At 63.0% G+C, this 15,730-nt stretch carries 15 protein-coding genes; 8 read left to right on the top strand and 7 right to left on the bottom strand.

Features of this window, described 5'->3' with window-relative positions; all coding sequences use genetic code 11:
- Positions 1–881: homocysteine S-methyltransferase family protein (locus ABIV12_RS02695; protein ID WP_348055969.1), on the top strand; the 881-nt coding region annotated here is incomplete at its 5' end.
- A gap of 130 nt (positions 882–1,011) precedes the next feature.
- Complete coding sequence (metH, locus tag ABIV12_RS02690; protein WP_348055967.1) at positions 1,012–3,711, top strand: methionine synthase; 2,700 nt, start codon at positions 1,012–1,014, stop codon at positions 3,709–3,711.
- On the opposite strand, the gene ABIV12_RS02685 is transcribed toward metH, so the two are convergent.
- The 7 genes from ABIV12_RS02685 to ABIV12_RS02655 form a co-directional block, all read right to left on the bottom strand.
- Complete coding sequence (locus tag ABIV12_RS02685) at positions 3,712–4,041, bottom strand: lipid-A-disaccharide synthase N-terminal domain-containing protein (protein ID WP_348055965.1); 330 nt, start codon at positions 4,039–4,041, stop codon at positions 3,712–3,714. It abuts the gene before it with no gap.
- A 113-nt stretch (positions 4,042–4,154) separates the two neighbouring features.
- On the bottom strand, positions 4,155–5,222 hold the full coding sequence (locus ABIV12_RS02680) for a class III poly(R)-hydroxyalkanoic acid synthase subunit PhaC (protein WP_348055963.1): 1,068 nt from the start codon (positions 5,220–5,222) through the stop codon (positions 4,155–4,157).
- Between the two features lie 18 nt (positions 5,223–5,240).
- On the bottom strand, positions 5,241–6,635 hold the full coding sequence (phaE, locus tag ABIV12_RS02675; protein ID WP_348055961.1) for a class III poly(R)-hydroxyalkanoic acid synthase subunit PhaE: 1,395 nt from the start codon (positions 6,633–6,635) through the stop codon (positions 5,241–5,243).
- 64 nt (positions 6,636–6,699) lie between these two features.
- The gene (locus ABIV12_RS02670) at positions 6,700–7,359 is read right to left on the bottom strand and encodes a phospholipid methyltransferase (RefSeq protein WP_348055960.1); all 660 of its coding nucleotides are present in this window, start codon (positions 7,357–7,359) and stop codon (positions 6,700–6,702) included.
- 178 nt (positions 7,360–7,537) lie between these two features.
- Positions 7,538–7,972, bottom strand: coding sequence for a hypothetical protein (locus ABIV12_RS02665; RefSeq protein ID WP_348055958.1), 435 nt, complete (start codon positions 7,970–7,972; stop codon positions 7,538–7,540).
- A 91-nt stretch (positions 7,973–8,063) separates the two neighbouring features.
- A complete protein-coding gene (rlmKL, locus tag ABIV12_RS02660; protein ID WP_348055973.1) occupies positions 8,064–10,265 on the bottom strand; it encodes a bifunctional 23S rRNA (guanine(2069)-N(7))-methyltransferase RlmK/23S rRNA (guanine(2445)-N(2))-methyltransferase RlmL in 2,202 nt (733 codons plus the stop codon).
- Position 10,266: 1 nt separating this feature from the next.
- Positions 10,267–10,779, bottom strand: a complete 513-nt coding sequence (locus ABIV12_RS02655) for an alpha/beta hydrolase (protein WP_348055956.1) — start codon at positions 10,777–10,779, stop codon at positions 10,267–10,269.
- Between the two features lie 108 nt (positions 10,780–10,887).
- On the opposite strand from ABIV12_RS02655, the gene ABIV12_RS02650 reads away from it, so the two are divergent.
- From ABIV12_RS02650 to ABIV12_RS02625, 6 genes are all read left to right on the top strand, one after another.
- Positions 10,888–11,472: an N-acetylmuramoyl-L-alanine amidase gene (locus ABIV12_RS02650; protein WP_348055954.1), complete on the top strand. Its 585-nt coding sequence runs from the start codon at positions 10,888–10,890 to the stop codon at positions 11,470–11,472.
- 44 nt (positions 11,473–11,516) lie between these two features.
- Complete coding sequence (tesB, locus tag ABIV12_RS02645; RefSeq protein ID WP_348055952.1) at positions 11,517–12,383, top strand: acyl-CoA thioesterase II; 867 nt, start codon at positions 11,517–11,519, stop codon at positions 12,381–12,383.
- A 14-nt stretch (positions 12,384–12,397) separates the two neighbouring features.
- Positions 12,398–12,784, top strand: a complete 387-nt coding sequence (locus tag ABIV12_RS02640) for a hypothetical protein (protein WP_348055950.1) — start codon at positions 12,398–12,400, stop codon at positions 12,782–12,784.
- A gap of 58 nt (positions 12,785–12,842) precedes the next feature.
- The gene (locus ABIV12_RS02635) at positions 12,843–13,562 is read left to right on the top strand and encodes an arginyltransferase (RefSeq protein ID WP_348055948.1); all 720 of its coding nucleotides are present in this window, start codon (positions 12,843–12,845) and stop codon (positions 13,560–13,562) included.
- Between the two features lie 122 nt (positions 13,563–13,684).
- Positions 13,685–14,626, top strand: a complete 942-nt coding sequence (locus ABIV12_RS02630; protein ID WP_348055971.1) for a DMT family transporter — start codon at positions 13,685–13,687, stop codon at positions 14,624–14,626.
- A 43-nt stretch (positions 14,627–14,669) separates the two neighbouring features.
- A partial coding sequence (locus tag ABIV12_RS02625) for an FAD-dependent protein (protein WP_348055946.1) occupies positions 14,670–15,730 on the top strand: 1,061 nt, incomplete at its 3' end.

Here is a 15,730-nt window from a genome sequence, read left to right as displayed (position 1 = left end):
TGAAAGGCAACAACGATTTGCTGACGCTCACACGGCCCGACGTGATTGGCGCGATCCACACGGCCTACCTCGAAGCGGGCGCAGACCTTCTCGAGACGAACACGTTCAATGCGACGTCGATCAGCCAAGCCGACTATCACCTTGAAAACATCGTGTATGAATTGAACCGTGCCGGTGCAAGCCTCGCTCGTGCGTGCTGCGACGCGATCGAAGCCATCGTCCCGGGCAAGCCGCGATTCGTCATCGGCGTCCTTGGACCGACGAGCCGTACCGCCTCGATCAGCCCGGATGTCAACGACCCCGGTTTCCGCAACACGAACTTCGACGAGTTGCGCATCGCCTATCGGGAAGCGACCGCCGGACTGATCGACGGCGGCGCCGACACGATCATGGTCGAGACAATTTTCGATACGCTCAACGCGAAGGCGGCGTTGTTCGCGATCGAGGAGGAATTCGAGGCCCGCGGTGGACGCTTGCCGGTGATGATCTCCGGCACGATCACCGATCTGTCCGGACGTACACTCTCGGGGCAGACCACCGAGGGGTTCTACGCATCGGTGTCGCACGGTCGACCGCTGTCGGTGGGCCTCAACTGCGCACTCGGCGCGAAGGAACTGCGTCAGTACGTCGATGTTCTCGCGCAGGTTGCCGACGGCCATGTCAGCGCGCACCCGAACGCCGGACTGCCCAATGCATTTGGCGAGTACGACGAAACGCCCGAGGACATGGCTGGTCTGATCGGCGAGTTCGCGCGCAGTGGCTTGCTCAATCTCGTGGGTGGTTGTTGCGGAACAACGCCTGCGCACATCAAGGCGATTGCGGAGGTTGTTGCGGGTGTTGCACCGCGAAAAGCCGGTCAGACAGTTCGGTTGGCTGCTTGAGTCCCAACCCGAACCCATCCGTTTTCCGTCATTCCCGCGAAGGCGGGAATCCATTTTGCACCTCGGCGCTCCAGAACATGGAATCCTGCCTTCGCGGGAATGACGTCGATCCAGATTTCGCCGCATTCCGATGACTGAAACGCCCCGCTACACGCGCCTGTCCGGCCTCGAACCGCTCGTCATCACGCCCGAGCTGCTTTTCGTCAACATTGGCGAGCGCACAAACGTCACCGGTAGCGCGCAGTTTCGCAAGCTGATCAAGGAAGAGCGCTACGACGAGGCGGTGGTGGTCGCTCGCCAGCAGGTCGAGAGCGGCGCGCAGATCCTCGACGTCAACATGGACGAGGGCCTGATCGATTCGGAAGCGGCGATGGTTCGCTTTCTCAGCCTGATCGCATCGGAACCGGACATCGCACGCGTTCCGGTGATGGTCGATTCGTCCAAATGGAGCGTGATCGAGGCAGGACTGCGCTGCCTGCAGGGCAAGGGCGTCGTCAATTCGATCTCGATGAAGGAAGGCGAAGAGGTCTTCATCGCGCAGGCAAAAAAGGTGATGCGTTACGGCGCCGCGGCGGTCGTGATGGCGTTCGACGAGCAGGGCCAGGCCGATACCTGCGCGCGAAAGGTCGAGATCTGCACGCGCGCATACCGCTTGCTCACCGAGCAGCTCGACTTTCCGCCGGAAGACATCATCTTCGATCCGAACATCTTCGCGATCGGCACCGGCATCGAGGAACATGACAACTACGCGGTCGACTTCATCGAAGCGACGCGCATCATCAAGAAGACGCTGCCGCATTGCCATGTGTCCGGCGGCGTCTCGAACGTGTCGTTCTCGTTCCGCGGCAACGAGAGCGTTCGGCAGGCGATCCATGCGGTGTTTCTGTACCACGCCATTGCGGCCGGCATGGACATGGGCATCGTCAACGCCGGCGCGCTGCCGATCGTCGACAGCCTTGATCCGGAGTTGCGCGAACGCGTCGAAGACGTCGTGCTCAACCGGCGCAAGGACTCCACTGAACGCCTGCTCGAGATCGCCGAGCGCTACAAATCGAAAAAGGGTGAAGCAGTCGTCGAGAACGTTGCGTGGCGATCGCTGCCCATCCGCGAGCGCCTCGCACATTCGCTCGTCCAAGGTGTCGACACCTTCGCCGAAGTCGACGCCGAGGAAGCAAGACAGCTCAGTTCGCGGCCGCTCGACGTGATCGAAGGCCCACTGATGGACGGCATGAACATCGTTGGCGACCTGTTTGGCGCCGGCAAGATGTTCCTGCCGCAGGTCGTGAAATCCGCGCGAGTCATGAAGAAGGCGGTCGCGTACCTCCTGCCATTCATCGAGGAGGAAAAGCTGCGCACCGGCGACACCGCCACGTCGAACGGCAAGATCGTGATGGCGACTGTCAAAGGCGATGTCCACGACATCGGCAAGAACATCGTCGGCGTGGTCCTGCGCTGCAACAACTTCGAGGTGATCGACCTCGGCGTGATGGTGCCGGCGCAGAAGATCCTCGACGTCGCGATCGCCGAAAAGGCCGACATGATCGGCCTGTCCGGACTGATCACGCCGTCACTTGAGGAAATGAGCCACGTCGCGCGTGAAATGCAGAGACAGGATTTTCATCTGCCGCTGCTGATCGGCGGTGCGACGACGTCGCGCGCGCACACCGCGTTGAAGATCGAACCCCACTATCGGTATCCATGTGTGTGGGTGAAGGACGCGTCGCGCGCAGTCGGCGTGGCGCAATCGCTCATCTCCAGGGACCTGGTCGACGCGTTCATGGCGAAGGTCCGCGCCGAGTACGCGGAGATCCGCGAGAGGCACAAGGATCGAAGCGGCGCGAAACGTCTGGTCACCCTTGAAAAGGCGCGCGCGCAGCGATTCGCGGGCGACTGGTCGGCGTACGAGCCGCCGGTTCCGGCGACGCCCGGCGTCACGGTGTTCGATGACGTCGCACTCGCCGACCTCGTCGAGTTCATCGACTGGACGCCCTTCTTCAACGCATGGGAATTGGCAGGCCGCTTTCCGGCGATTCTCGACGACGCCGTCGTCGGCACGCAGGCCACCGAGCTGTACCGCGATGCGCGGGCGATGCTTGCGCGCATCATCGACGGGAAATGGCTCACCGCGCGCGGCGTGATTGGACTATGGCCGGCGAACAGCGTCGGTGACGATGTCGAGATCCGACTCGACGACACGGCGATCGCCGGTGATACGACCCTGCACTTCCTGAGGCAGCAGGTCGACAAACCGGTCGAGCGTCCGGATTTCTGTCTGGCCGATTTCATCGCGCCGAAATCCTCCGGCAAGTCCGACTGGATCGGCGCCTTCGCGGTAACTGCGGGAATCGGCATCGACGAACACGTTGCGCGATTCGAACGCGAGTACGACGACTATTCGGCGATCATGCTCAAAGCACTCGCGGACCGACTTGCCGAAGCGTTTGCCGAGCATCTGCATCGCCGCGTCCGGCGCGAGTATTGGGGATATGCGGCGGACGAGGCACTTCCGAATGACGAACTCATTGCCGAAACGTATCGCGGCATCCGTCCGGCACCGGGATATCCCGCATGCCCCGATCACACCGAGAAGGAAACGCTGTTCCGCCTGCTCGACGCGACCCGAAACGCCGGCATCTCCATCACCGAGAGTTTCGCGATGCTGCCGACGGCCGCGGTTTCAGGCTGGTATTTCTCGCATCCGGCGAGCCAGTACTTCGTGGTCGGTCGACTGACGCGGCAACAGGTCGACGACTATGCGCAGCGCAAGGGCTGGACGCTCGCCGAGGCCGAACGCTGGCTTGCACCGAATCTCGATTACGACCCGGAATAGTCAGCTTTCCTCGGAGCCGCCGGGGCTGACGACTTCCGGCTGATGATGTCGCAGGTGCACGAACACGTTGTAAGCCGACACGAACATCGGGAACGCGTTCTGGATGATGCCCACCGAATCGTTCTTGCCCCAGATGAAATAAGCCAGTGTCATCACGCTGCCGGCGATCGAGAGGTACCAGAACGACATCGGCATCACGACGCGCTTGAACTTCTTGGTCGCGTAGAACTGCACGAACCAGCGCGCGGTGAACAGGAACGTGCCGACCAGCCCGATCAGCTTCCACGGCGTCAGTGTGAGACCGTGAATGTGCAGGATTACTTCATTCATCGCAGATCATCCGGTGGGGCGGAAACAGGAATCGCAGAGTGCCGCAACCGCTCTTTCCGCGCGGTTTCGCGGCGTCGGGATTCGCGTGTCGGGCGAACGATACGCGGCGGCGGTCAGCGCGATCGCGCCGCGAGCCAATCGTGGATCGCGGTCGGAACTTCGCGTTGTGCGCGTCCGGACACGTAGATGCCGATGTGTCCGCCACGGAACGCGATCGGCGTGTAGTCCTTCGTTCCGATGTGGTCGCCCAGCACGCGCGATGCCGACGGCGGAACCAGATGATCCTGCTCGGCGAACACATTCAGCACCGGCATGGTGATGTCACTCAGGCGCACCTCTCGGGAACCGATGCGCAGGCCTCCCTTGATCAACTTGTTGCCCTGATAAAAGTCCTTGATGAACTGGCGGAACGCCTCGCCGGCCTGATCGGGCGAATCGAAGATCCATTTCTCCATCCGCAGGAAATTTTCCATCTCGACCTTGTCGTCCATGATGTCGACCAGACCGATGTACTTCTGCTGGAACAGTCGCACCGGTTTGAGCATCAGGTAACACAGGTTCATCAGATCCGCAGGAACGTTGCCAAGCGTGTCGACGAACAGGTCGGCATCGAGTTGCTGCACCCAGTTGGACAACATGTTTTCGGGCGTGTGGAAATCGACCGGCGTGACCATGGTGATCAGGTTCTGCACCTTGTGCGGATGCATCGCCGCAAAGCACAGCGAGAACGCGCCACCCTGGCAAATGCCGAGCACGTTGATCTTCGCGACCCCTGCAGCCTGCGCGACCGCATCGACTGACCGGCCAATGTAGCCGTTGATGTAGTCGTCCAGCGTCAGCCAGCGATCGGCGCCATCGGGGTAGCCCCAGTCGATCAGGTAGACGTCCTCGCCGCGCGCCAGCAGGTTCTTCACCAGCGAACGGTCGTCCTGAAGATCCACCATGTAAGGCCGGTTGACCAACGCATACACGATGAGGATCGGCACCTTCGCGGTCGGTGGCCGCTCGCCCTTGTAGCGATAGACGACGAGCTTGTCCTCGCGATACACCTCTTCCTTTTCGGAGACGCCGAATTCGACGTCTTCGAGTGAGCGCAAGGTCGCAACAGCCGCTGCGAGCTTGCGCTGGGTGGTCATTGCCTCTTCGAACGCTCGTGCTGGTTCGATCCTGATCGGGCCCATTGCGCGTCCTCGTTTTTATCAGTGTCCGGATTTCTTTGCAGGGTCAGCGGGCTTTTCCGCCAGCTTCCATTTCGAGCGTGAATTCGCCTGTCCGCGCGATGCCGTGGTGAATGTCTGGACGCGTGAAGCAAAACTGCCCTTCGCCGTCGCCGCAACGGCCTTGCTCTTTCGAGCGCCCCGCTGGTCGACCTTGCGCTTCTTCGGCTTGGCGAGCGTTGGGGAAACCGCTTTGGCGCTGCGAGCAGCTCGCCGCCTGCCGGCGGGCTGCGAGGTCTCGACCACGCGCGAGACTGCTTTGCCCTTTGCTTTTGCTCGAGTCGCCTTATTGCTGCTCGCAGGCTGGCCCGGACGCGTTGTCGCTGCCGTCGTCGGTGTGCGAACTGGACGCTCTTCCCAGTCAACCGGCTGGACGATCGTCGTGCGCGATTGCCGCGTCTCCCGAGCTTTCAACTGGGCGACTTCCTGGCGCAGAGACGCCACCTCCGCCGCGATCGCGTGGTCCGTCCCTTTTGCGCGCACTTCGCGGCGAAGCGACTGCAGTCGCTCGCCGATACTGTTGATCTCGCTGCGCGTCGGCATGCCGAACTCGGTCGCGACGCGTTCCACGCTGTGCTGGACGTGCGAGCGCACGCGCATCTGGGCGTTGACCATCGCGCCGTAAATCTCGCGAAATTCCTTCGACAATGCGATTTCCGCGTAGCCTTCCTCGGCTGCGTCCACCCACAGGTCGTACAAGGCGCGCATCGAATCGATCTGCCGCCCCGGCTGCTCGCGTTCGGTGAGCTTGCCTTCGAACAATTCGAATCCGCGCTGGCTGGCCTTGAGCATCAGGGCGTTGTAGCGCGCCGTTTGCTCCTGGTAGTCGAGCCACGCAATCGCCGACTCCTGCTGCTGCTCCTGGCGCTCGCGCATCATGCCGAACGCCGGCAACTCGAGCATCGACTTGAAATCGCCGAGGCCGTTCGCCGCCGGCATCCGAAGATTGCCCATTGCCTGGCGGAATTGCGCGAAAGGATCACTGCCCTGCCCCGCGCCAGCCTGCCACTGCGCCATCGAAGGATGTCCGAACAACCCCGCCGGCATCGTTGCGCCCGCGCCCATCGACGCGAAACCCTGGCGCAAGGCATCGCCCCAGTCCGGACTCGCATTGCCTTGCATGGTCGCACCAAGCATCGATTGCATGAACGCAGCGTACATTTTCGCGCTGGAGACCAGATTCTCGACCGTGTTGTTCTGGGCGTTGCCGCCGGCGGAAAACCCCTTTGCCATCTGCTCGAACCCCTGGGGCCACGAGGGCATGGCAAACAACGGCGCCGCGTCAGGCACTCGCCCCATCTGCTGCCAGGCATCGCGATACTGACGCGCCATCGTCTGCCACTGGTTCATCCAATCGGAATGGGGGAGATCGCTCACGGAGTGTCCTCGCAGAATCGAAGCAGGCGCCCATGATAGCGCGGGCGGATTGCGGCGCCGCTGGTCAGGCTGCAGTGCCCGCGCGCGTCGCGTGCACCGGCGTTGATCGACTGCGCGTGTAGACGTACACAGTGGCCGGCGGAACATTCAGCAGCGCAACGCCCGCGCGACGGAAGCGCAGGCCAAGCTCGTCGAGCAGATCCCGTGGCAATGGGTTTTTCGGGCCGTAGGTGAACTGGATCAGCGGCGCGTCGCTTGCGAGTACGGCGAACACCGATTGCAGGATGTGCTTCTGCAGGCTCCTCGGCATCGCCAGAAATCCAAGACCGCTGATCACGGCGTCGACGCCGCCGGCCGCACCGAACCCACTCCTCGACACGATTCCCTGCAGATCGCTGGCGTCGCCATTCACGACCGTCGAACGAGGAAACTGGTGTTGAAGAAGACGTGCAAGCTCGTTGTTCAATTCGACGATGAGAAGCTCATCGGGTGCAACGCCGTTCTCGATCAGGGCCCGGGTGAATACCCCGGTCCCGGCACCGAGCTCGACGATGCGGCGTGCCCCATCAGGCAGTTGCGCGATCATCTGGCGCGTCAGCTGTCGGCCGGAAGGAGTCAGCGCGGCTGTCGCGCGTGGATTCTTGAGCCACTGGCGAAAGAACGTCCACGCGCCAGGAACCACGGGAACAGACGTCGCCTTCGGCCCACTGGAATCGTCGGTCATTCGGTCGCCGCATCGGAATGCACAGCAGACCATCATAACCCGACCGCGGTCACAGGCCCGTTCTCGCCGACCTGATCGCCTCAAAAAAGAAACCCCGCGACGATCAGGGGAAATCGTCGCGGGGCTGAGTCACTGTCGGCAGAAAGGGGGGAGAGTCGCCGACAGCGCTTTCGGTCGATCAGTGGCGGTAGCCGCTCCGATCGTAATAACTCGCACGGTGGCCGCCGTCACGTCCGCGACTCTCGTGACGGTCGTAGTAACGGTGGCTCGGACGATCCGAGTAGCGCACCGACGTACCGCCGTAGTAGCCGCCACCGTTGTAATACGCAGGCGCGTAATAGGCCGGCGCGTAGTACGACGGGCTGTAGTAGACAGGCGCAGGCGCATAAACGCCGCCGTAATATCCGCCACCATAGCCATAGGACGCGCCGCCGTAATAGTTCCCGCCCCAGCCACGGCCGTGACGCCCATAGTCGGAGTAGCCGATGCCGATTCCCGGCAGACCGATGCTGACGCCGACGTTCCAGTGGCTCCGTGCAAATGCGGCAGGAGCAAGCGCGAAGCTTGCGGCCACCAACACTCCGAAAGCGGCGAAGCGAACCTTGGTGAACATGTGCGCGTTCCTCATCGAAGTACGAAGCATCGTACAGAGGTCATGCTGCGATGCATCGGCTGAATCGGCACTGAGCATTTCACGCGCTGCGTTAAGAAAATGCTGCGTGCCCGTCAAGCAGACGCAATTCGTAACACTGGTGAATTCGCGCATTGCGGATGAAGTCGAACGGGATCGTGGCTGCCGTGATGTCGCTCACGTGAAATGTCTGTCGAACGGTGTCATCGATCACGAAACGACGGGAGTTGTTGGAGAAGACAACGGTGCCGCCGGGTGCGAGTCGCTTGCCGCACAACGCCAGCAGTTCCGCATGGTCTCGCTGCACGTCGAAATCGTCGGCCCGCTTCGAATTGGAAAACGTCGGAGGGTCGACAAAGATCAGGTCGTACTCCTCACGATCGTGGCGCAACCATTCGAGCACGTCCGCCTGGACCAGCTCATGGCTGCTTCCAGTGAATCCGTTCAGCACGAAATTGCGTGCCGCCCATTCAAGGTAGGTGGCCGACAGGTCGACGCTCACCGTCGACTGCGCTCCGCCCGCCGCCGCCTGCACGCTTGCCGTTGCGGTATAGCAGAACAGATTGAGGAACCGCGCGCCGCGTGCCTGACTGCGCAGGCGCGCGCGCGCCGGCCGATGGTCGAGAAACAGTCCCGTATCGAGATAGTCAAACAGATTCACACGAAATCGGAGACCGTTCTCGTCGACCAGCAGGAACTCGTTGCGTTCCTCGAGCCGTCCGTATTTGGAGCCGCCTTTGGCGCGATAGCGGGTTTTCACTGCAATCCGTTCGCGCGGGACATCCATCGCGACGCCGGCTGCGTTGACCAGGTCGCGCAGGCGATCACGCGCGGTGATCTCCGGAATGTCCTTGGGCGGGGCGTATTCCTGCACATGCAGCCAGGTTTGCGGAAACGTCCCGTGCACCATGCCACGTCCGTCGCCATCGTCGAAGCCGAGCACCGTGTAGACATCGATCGCGGCGGAATATTCCGGAATGTCTGCATCGTAAACGCGGTAGCACGTGATTCCCTCGCGCTCGAGACGCTTGCGAATGTGGCGGTGGTTCTTGCTGATCCGGTTCGCGACCGCCTGCCCCCCTTCCGACAGCGGGCGCACGACCCGTTCGCGCGGTGCGACCGGCGTCAGGTCGAACGTCAGCAGGCGGCATTCGAGCGCTCCGTTGTAGAGCACGTAGCGCTTGTCCGCGCGCAGGCCGAGCAAATGGCCGAGTTCATCGTCCGAGATGATCACGCCGGCGCGCCAGCCGGGAAATTCCGTACGCAAACGCTGTCCGAAGGCGCGATAGAGTTCGCCGAGAGACGCACGCTCACCGAGCCGCTCGCCGTACGGAGGATTGCAGATGACCAGGCCACCCGCCTCACACTCCTCCGGACGCTTCAGATGCTCGGCTGACTGCCGCGACAGGTGCATGAACCCTGCAACGCCCGCTGACTGCGCATTGCGCCTGGCCTCGTTGAGCACGTTCGGATCGTGGTCGTGCCCGAAGAAAACCGCCTTGAGCGCACGGAGACCGTTCGCCGCACGGAGCTCCGCTTCAGCCAGCAAGGTCTGCCATACGGCCGCGTCATGCTGACGCCAGCCAGCGAATCCGTAGTAGTCGCGCTTGAGGCCGGGCGCGACATCCGCAGCCATCAGGGATCCTTCGATCAGCAGCGTGCCGCCGCCACACATGGGATCCATCAGCGCACCACCGGCCGCGTGAATGGCAGGCCACCCCGAGCGCAGCAACATGGCGCAGGCGAGATTTTCCTTCAACGGCGCGTCGCCCTGCCCCTGGCGCCAGCCGCGCCGATGCAACGGAGTGCCGGACAGGTCCATCGACACCGTGGCCCGGTTGCGATACAGCCGTACGTTGATGCGGATCGATGGGCGTTCGACGTCGATGTTCGGGCGCTCGCCGGTGCGATCGCGGAACTGGTCGACGATCGCGTCCTTGCTGCGCAAGGCGACGTATTGCGTGTGCGTCAGCGCGCTGGCGCCGGACACCGCGTCGATTGCGAACGTGCCTTCCACCGCGAGATGCGTGGACCAGTCGGTCTGCTGGATGCCGGCATACAGCGCGTCGGAGTCGCCTGCTTCGAACTCGTCGATGCGAAGAAGGATACGGCTCGCAAGTCGCGACCACAGGCACGCGCGATACGCGAGCGTGATGTCGCCGCTGAAATGCACGCCTGCCAGTGCCTCGCGCGCATCGTCGGCACCGAGGCTGCGCAATTCGTCGCGCAACAGCAGCTCCAGTCCCTTCGGACACGTCGCAAACAGCGTCAGCATGTCAGTGGAGGTCACGCAGAAACTCCCCGAACAGCTGTGCGCAAGCGGCAACGTGCGATCCAAGACGGTGATCGTCGTCGAGCAGGTGCAGGACCGCGCTGCGATTGCGTGCGTAGTCGATCGTTGCATCCACCGGACACAGCTCGTCGTGCCAGCCGTGGACCAGAGCAGTCGGAACTGCGGCGGACGAGAATGCGTGCGCATAGCCCGGAATTGCCGTGGGCAGCGCGAGCAGAAACAAACCCGAGCACGCGCGGCGGAGCGATGCGAATCCGGAGATGAACGCACCCATGCTCGAACCGGCGAACACGACAGGACCTTGGGGAGGCGCGTGCTCGATCGCGCGCGCGATGCGCGCGTCGATCCCGAGCGGGTCGCGTGGCGCATCGATGTCCCGGTAGTCAGGCCGCACACTGTCCCAACCGAGCGCTTTGCACACCTCCGCCAGTGCGCTGACCTTGGTCGCCTGCGGACCGCTTTCGAGTCCGTGCGAGAGAATGACCATTCCTTTCATGCGCTGTGTGCCGGGACGTCGGAGGAAAAGAGCGTGATGCTAGCATTGCCGCCGCAACGACGACCCGCACGTGTCCAGTCCCATCGCCCTTCGAACGGAATTTCACCCATGCCGGCGCTTGCAATCGACCATTGGCCATTGCCGTACGAAGAGCGCCTGGCTTCGCGCCCGTCGTCGGCGATCGACCTGGTGGTGATCCACTGCACCGAATTGCCCGACATGACGATGGCGCGCGAATTCGGCGAACGCGTCCACTACGCCGGAACGCAAACCGGCAACAGCGGCCACTACTACATCGACCTCGAAGGCCGCGTCTTCCAGTTCGTTGACGACACGCGCGTCGCCAATCACGTATGCGGTTACAACCCGCGCTCGATCGGCATTGAGCTCGTCAACATCGGCCGCTACCCGCACTGGGGCGACAGTCGCTTCCAGGCGTTCACGGTGCCGTACACCGCTGCCCAGATCGATTCCCTGCGTGCCCTCCTCGGCCAGTTGCACAGCAAGCACGCCAATCTGCGATGGATCGCCGGGCACGAGGATCTCGATCGGCGCCTCGAACCGGCGACCGACGATCCTGCGACCATGCTCCCGCGCCGTCAGGACCCCGGCCCGCTGTTTCCGTGGGCCGATGTGCTGAAGGGCGCCGGACTCGAACGGCTGATGCCGACGGCACCTGCAGATTCCCGATAGCGACACGCGGCTATACTCGCGCGCTGATCATTTCCGTCCGACCCATGACTCCCACGCCTGTCGAAGAACTGCTCTCGCTGCTGCAGCTCGAGCGCATCGAACACAACATTTTCCGTGGCGAAAGTCGCGACATCGGCACGCGCTACGTGTTTGGCGGACAGGTGCTTGGCCAAGCGCTGTCGGCCGCCCAGCAGACGGTCGATGCCAATCGTGCCGCGCATTCGCTGCACGCGTACTTCCTGCGCGCCGGAGACTTCGAGCATCCGATCGTCTACCAGGTGGAACGAACGCGCGATGGCGGCAGTTTTTCCGTGCGTCGCGTGACGGCGATCCAGCACGGACAGCCGATCTTCAACTTTTCCGCGTCGTTCCAGATCGAGGAGGATGGTGTCGAGCACCAGTTGCCGATGCCGGCCGTGCCAAAACCCGGAGACCTTGCGCCGACCAGTCCGTTGCCCGGCGACGAGCTGGCGAGATTGCCGCCGAAACTGCAGCGCTGGTTCGGGCGCGCGGGCCCATTCGAGTTCCGGCATGTCTATCCGCGCAACGAGCTCAACCCGCCCAAGCAGCCGCCGTTCCAGCAGGTGTGGTTTCGGCTGTCGAGTCCGATCGCGGATGATGCGGTCTTGCATCGCGCTCTGCTCGCCTACGCGTCGGACTTCCACCTCATCGGTACCACGATGTTTCCGCACGGCATTTCCTTTCTCCAGCGCAACGTGCAGGTCGCGAGCCTTGATCATGCGCTCTGGTTCCACCGGCCGTTTCGTGTCGACGAGTGGCTGCTCTATTCGTGCGACAGTCCAACTGCACAAGGCGGTCGCGGCCTCGCGCGCGGAATGATCTACAGTGAGGACGGCCGGTTGGTGGCGTCGACCGCGCAGGAAGGACTGATCCGCCTGCGCAAGGACTAGGACGGGACCAGGGCATGCGCCAGATCTATACCTCACCCCGCCTGGAGAACATCCAGCGCGTCGTCGCCGTGATGGCGGAACAAGGCATCCAGACCTCGGTCAGCAACCGCAGCAATTACCGGGGCGCGGACTGGAAGAGATTCAGCTATACCGAGAAAGGCGATCGCGATGCATGGCCTCAGGTTTCCGTGGTCCGTTCGGAAGACCAGACCCGCGCGCGGCAGATCCTGCGTGATGCGGGCCTCGAACCGGCCACCCGCTTCGCCGACGAACTGGCGGCATCGCGTGGAGTCGGTGATGTCCGCAGTCACCGCCGCGCATCCCGACAGGTCAAGCTGGTGGTGCTCGCGTTGATCGTCGGCGTTGCGATGCTGATCGCAGTGACACAGTTCACACGCTGAACGTCGCGGCAGGAAACGCATTGCGCGCGCAGGTGCACACGCGCGATAGAATACGCGCATGCGCTCGGATGTCGTCCGCCTGTTCCAGACCCTGCCGCACCCGTGCGGCTACTTCAGCGAGCGCACCGCGCAGAACATCGTCATTGATCCGAGTGCGCCGCAACTGCCGCACATCTACGATGTCGCAGTCCAGCGCGGCTATCGGCGGGCAGGTGGTCACGTCTACCATCCCCAATGCAGCGGCTGCCGTGCCTGCGTCGCGTGCCGCGTACCGGTCTTGGACTTCAAGGCGGATCGCGCGCAGCGCCGCTGCATCGCTCGAAATGCCGACATCGACCTTCGTGTCGTTGCGGCCGCGTACACGCCCGAATATTTTCTGCTTTATCAACGCTATCTGTGTGCGCGTCATCCGGACGGCGGCATGGACGACGCGCGGCCAGAAGACTTTGCGCGGTTTTTGTATACAGCATGGAGTCCCACCCGCTTCGTCGAATTCCGCCACCGCGGTCGACTGCTTGCGCTCGCAGTCACCGACTTCTGCGCTTCCGGCCTGTCGGCGGTCTACACGTTTTTCGATCCTGACGAGCACGCACGCGGACTCGGCACGTTCGCCATTCTGACCCAGCTGCGGATCGCCAGGGAAAGCATGCTGGACTATCTCTACCTCGGCTTCTGGATCGAAGGTCACCCGAAGATGCACTACAAGGCGCGCTTTCAGCCGCTCGAAGTCATGCACGATGGCGCGTGGCGCGTCTACGAGCCGGTTGTGGTCGCCTGACAGCGGCTTGTGCGCATCGGGCCAGTGGCGCCGCGCGTCTTCGATCGGATCGTCCGATGCGCGATACTGCGCGTTCCATTTCTGTCGATGATCTCCATGCCGGATTCCCACTCGTGACCGCGCTGTCGCCGTCGACCCGGGCGCAGTTGCAGATCCATGCGTGTGTGGTGTTATGGGGATTTACAGCGATCCTCGGCAAACTGATTTCCCTCGCTGCGCTTCCTTTGGTGTGGTGGCGCATGCTGATCGTGGTGGTCGCACTGGCACTGGTTCCGCGTACCTGGCGCGGCCTTCGCGCCATTCCGCCGAGACTGATGCTTGCCTACGCCGGCAACGGCGTGCTGGTTGCGCTGCACTGGCTGACGTTCTACGGCTCGATCAAGCTCGCCAACGCATCGGTTGGCGCGACCTGCATTGCCCTCGCGACGCCGTTTACTGCGCTGATCGAGCCCAAGCTCGCAGGTCGCCGCTTCTCGATGCGCGAACTGGCGCTTGGAATCGCGGTCCTTCCCGGAGTCGCCCTCGTTGTCGGTGGGGTTCCGACGTCGATGCGAATGGGCATTGCGGTCGGGACATTGTCGGCGCTGTTCGTCGCGTTCTTCAGCTCGATCAACAAACGCCTGGTCGAACACGGCGATGCCCTCGCGGTGACCGGACTCGAACTCGGCGCCGGCGTCATCGTGCTGGCACTGTTGGCACCGCTCCTTCCGATCGTCTTTCCGGAGCTCGCGAGCAGTCCGTTCGTGGTCCCGGACGCGCACGACGCGGCGTTGTTGCTGACTCTTTCGCTGGTCTGCACGCTTCTGCCATTCACGCTCTCGCTGGTCGCCCTCAGGCACATGACTGCGTTCACGGCACAGCTCGCGGTCAACCTGGAACCTGTGTATGCGATCGTTCTCGCAGCGCTGTTGCTGGGCGAACAGCATGAACTCACGCCGACGTTCTATGCCGGCGTCGCGATCATCATCGGCGCAGTATTTGTCCATCCGCTGATCAGCGGGCCGAAGCGACTCAGCCAACCGGAACTCCTCGCCACCTCCGAAGCGAAGGGTGTTGCGGAGTGACCTTCGCATGCACGGTCGCAGCGGCCCGCTTAAAATACGCACCATGCTCCGACTGACCGACATCCGGCTTCCGCTCGACCACAGCGATCATGCGCTGCACGATGCAATCGTCGAACGCCTGCGGATCGAGCCGAGCGCTCTGATTGCGTTCTCGATCGCGAAGCGCAGCTACGATGCGCGTCGGCGCGGTGCGATTTTGCTCATCTACTGCGTCGACGTGCAGATTCCCGACGAGGAAGCCATCCTTGAGAGCATGCCTGCGGTCGCGAACGTCACGCGGACGCCGGACACCTCCTACCGGTTCGTCGCGCGCGCGCCAGACAACCTCGCAGTGCGTCCGATCGTCATCGGCACCGGTCCGTGCGGATTGTTCGCGGGCCTCCTGCTGGCACAGATGGGATTCCGTCCGATCCTGCTGGAGCGCGGAAAGGCAGTGCGCGAACGAACGGTCGACACGTTTGGGTTGTGGCGCAAGCGCGAACTGGATCCGGAGTCGAATGTGCAATTCGGGGAAGGCGGCGCGGGCACGTTCTCCGACGGAAAGCTGTACAGCCAGATTCGCGATCCGAGCCATCACGGCCACAAGGTGCTGACCGAGTTCGTCAAGGCGGGCGCTCCGGACGAAATCCTGTATGTGTCGAAGCCGCACATCGGCACGTTCCGGCTCGTCACGATGGTCGAACGCATACGCGCGACGATCGAGTCGCTCGGCGGGACCATTCGATTCGGGTGTCGCGTGGACGACCTGCTGATCGAACACGGTCAGATTCGGGGTGTCGTTCTCTCCAGCGGCGAGGAGTTGCGCGCAGACCACGTCGTGCTCGGCGTCGGACACAGCGCGCGCGATACATTCGAGCGGCTGCATGCGCGCGGTGTGTACATCGAAGCGAAGGCATTCTCGGTTGGTTTCCGCATCGAACATCCGCAGTCGCTGATCGACCAGGCACGGTTTGGTTCGCAAGCCGGTCATCCGCTGCTTGGCGCGGCGGACTACAAACTCGTACATCACGCGCGCAATGGCCGTTCGGCGTACAGCTTCTGCATGTGCCCGGGCGGTACCGTGGTCGCCGCAGCATCCGAGCCCGGCCACGTCGTGACCAACGG

It is taken from the genome of Dokdonella sp. (assembly GCF_039926425.1).
GTDB lineage: Bacteria > Pseudomonadota > Gammaproteobacteria > Xanthomonadales > Rhodanobacteraceae > Dokdonella_A.
The sequence above is the reverse complement of the archived record's forward strand: the minus strand, read 5'-3'. Positions and strand labels throughout refer to the sequence as shown.

Bases quoted from the DNA above. Each gene is read 5' to 3' on its own strand.
- metH (WP_348055967.1), top strand. From the start codon at position 1,012: ATGACTGAAACGCCCCGCTACACGCGCCTGTCCGGCCTCGAACCGCTC.
- ABIV12_RS02685 (WP_348055965.1), bottom strand. From the start codon at position 4,041: ATGAATGAAGTAATCCTGCACATTCACGGTCTCACACTGACGCCGTGG.
- ABIV12_RS02680 (WP_348055963.1), bottom strand. From the start codon at position 5,222: ATGGGCCCGATCAGGATCGAACCAGCACGAGCGTTCGAAGAGGCAATG.
- ABIV12_RS02670 (WP_348055960.1), bottom strand. From the start codon at position 7,359: ATGACCGACGATTCCAGTGGGCCGAAGGCGACGTCTGTTCCCGTGGTT.
- ABIV12_RS02665 (WP_348055958.1), bottom strand. From the start codon at position 7,972: ATGTTCACCAAGGTTCGCTTCGCCGCTTTCGGAGTGTTGGTGGCCGCA.
- rlmKL (WP_348055973.1), bottom strand. From the start codon at position 10,265: ATGCTGACGCTGTTTGCGACGTGTCCGAAGGGACTGGAGCTGCTGTTG.
- ABIV12_RS02655 (WP_348055956.1), bottom strand. From the start codon at position 10,779: ATGAAAGGAATGGTCATTCTCTCGCACGGACTCGAAAGCGGTCCGCAG.
- ABIV12_RS02650 (WP_348055954.1), top strand. From the start codon at position 10,888: ATGCCGGCGCTTGCAATCGACCATTGGCCATTGCCGTACGAAGAGCGC.
- tesB (WP_348055952.1), top strand. From the start codon at position 11,517: ATGACTCCCACGCCTGTCGAAGAACTGCTCTCGCTGCTGCAGCTCGAG.
- ABIV12_RS02640 (WP_348055950.1), top strand. From the start codon at position 12,398: ATGCGCCAGATCTATACCTCACCCCGCCTGGAGAACATCCAGCGCGTC.
- ABIV12_RS02635 (WP_348055948.1), top strand. From the start codon at position 12,843: ATGCGCTCGGATGTCGTCCGCCTGTTCCAGACCCTGCCGCACCCGTGC.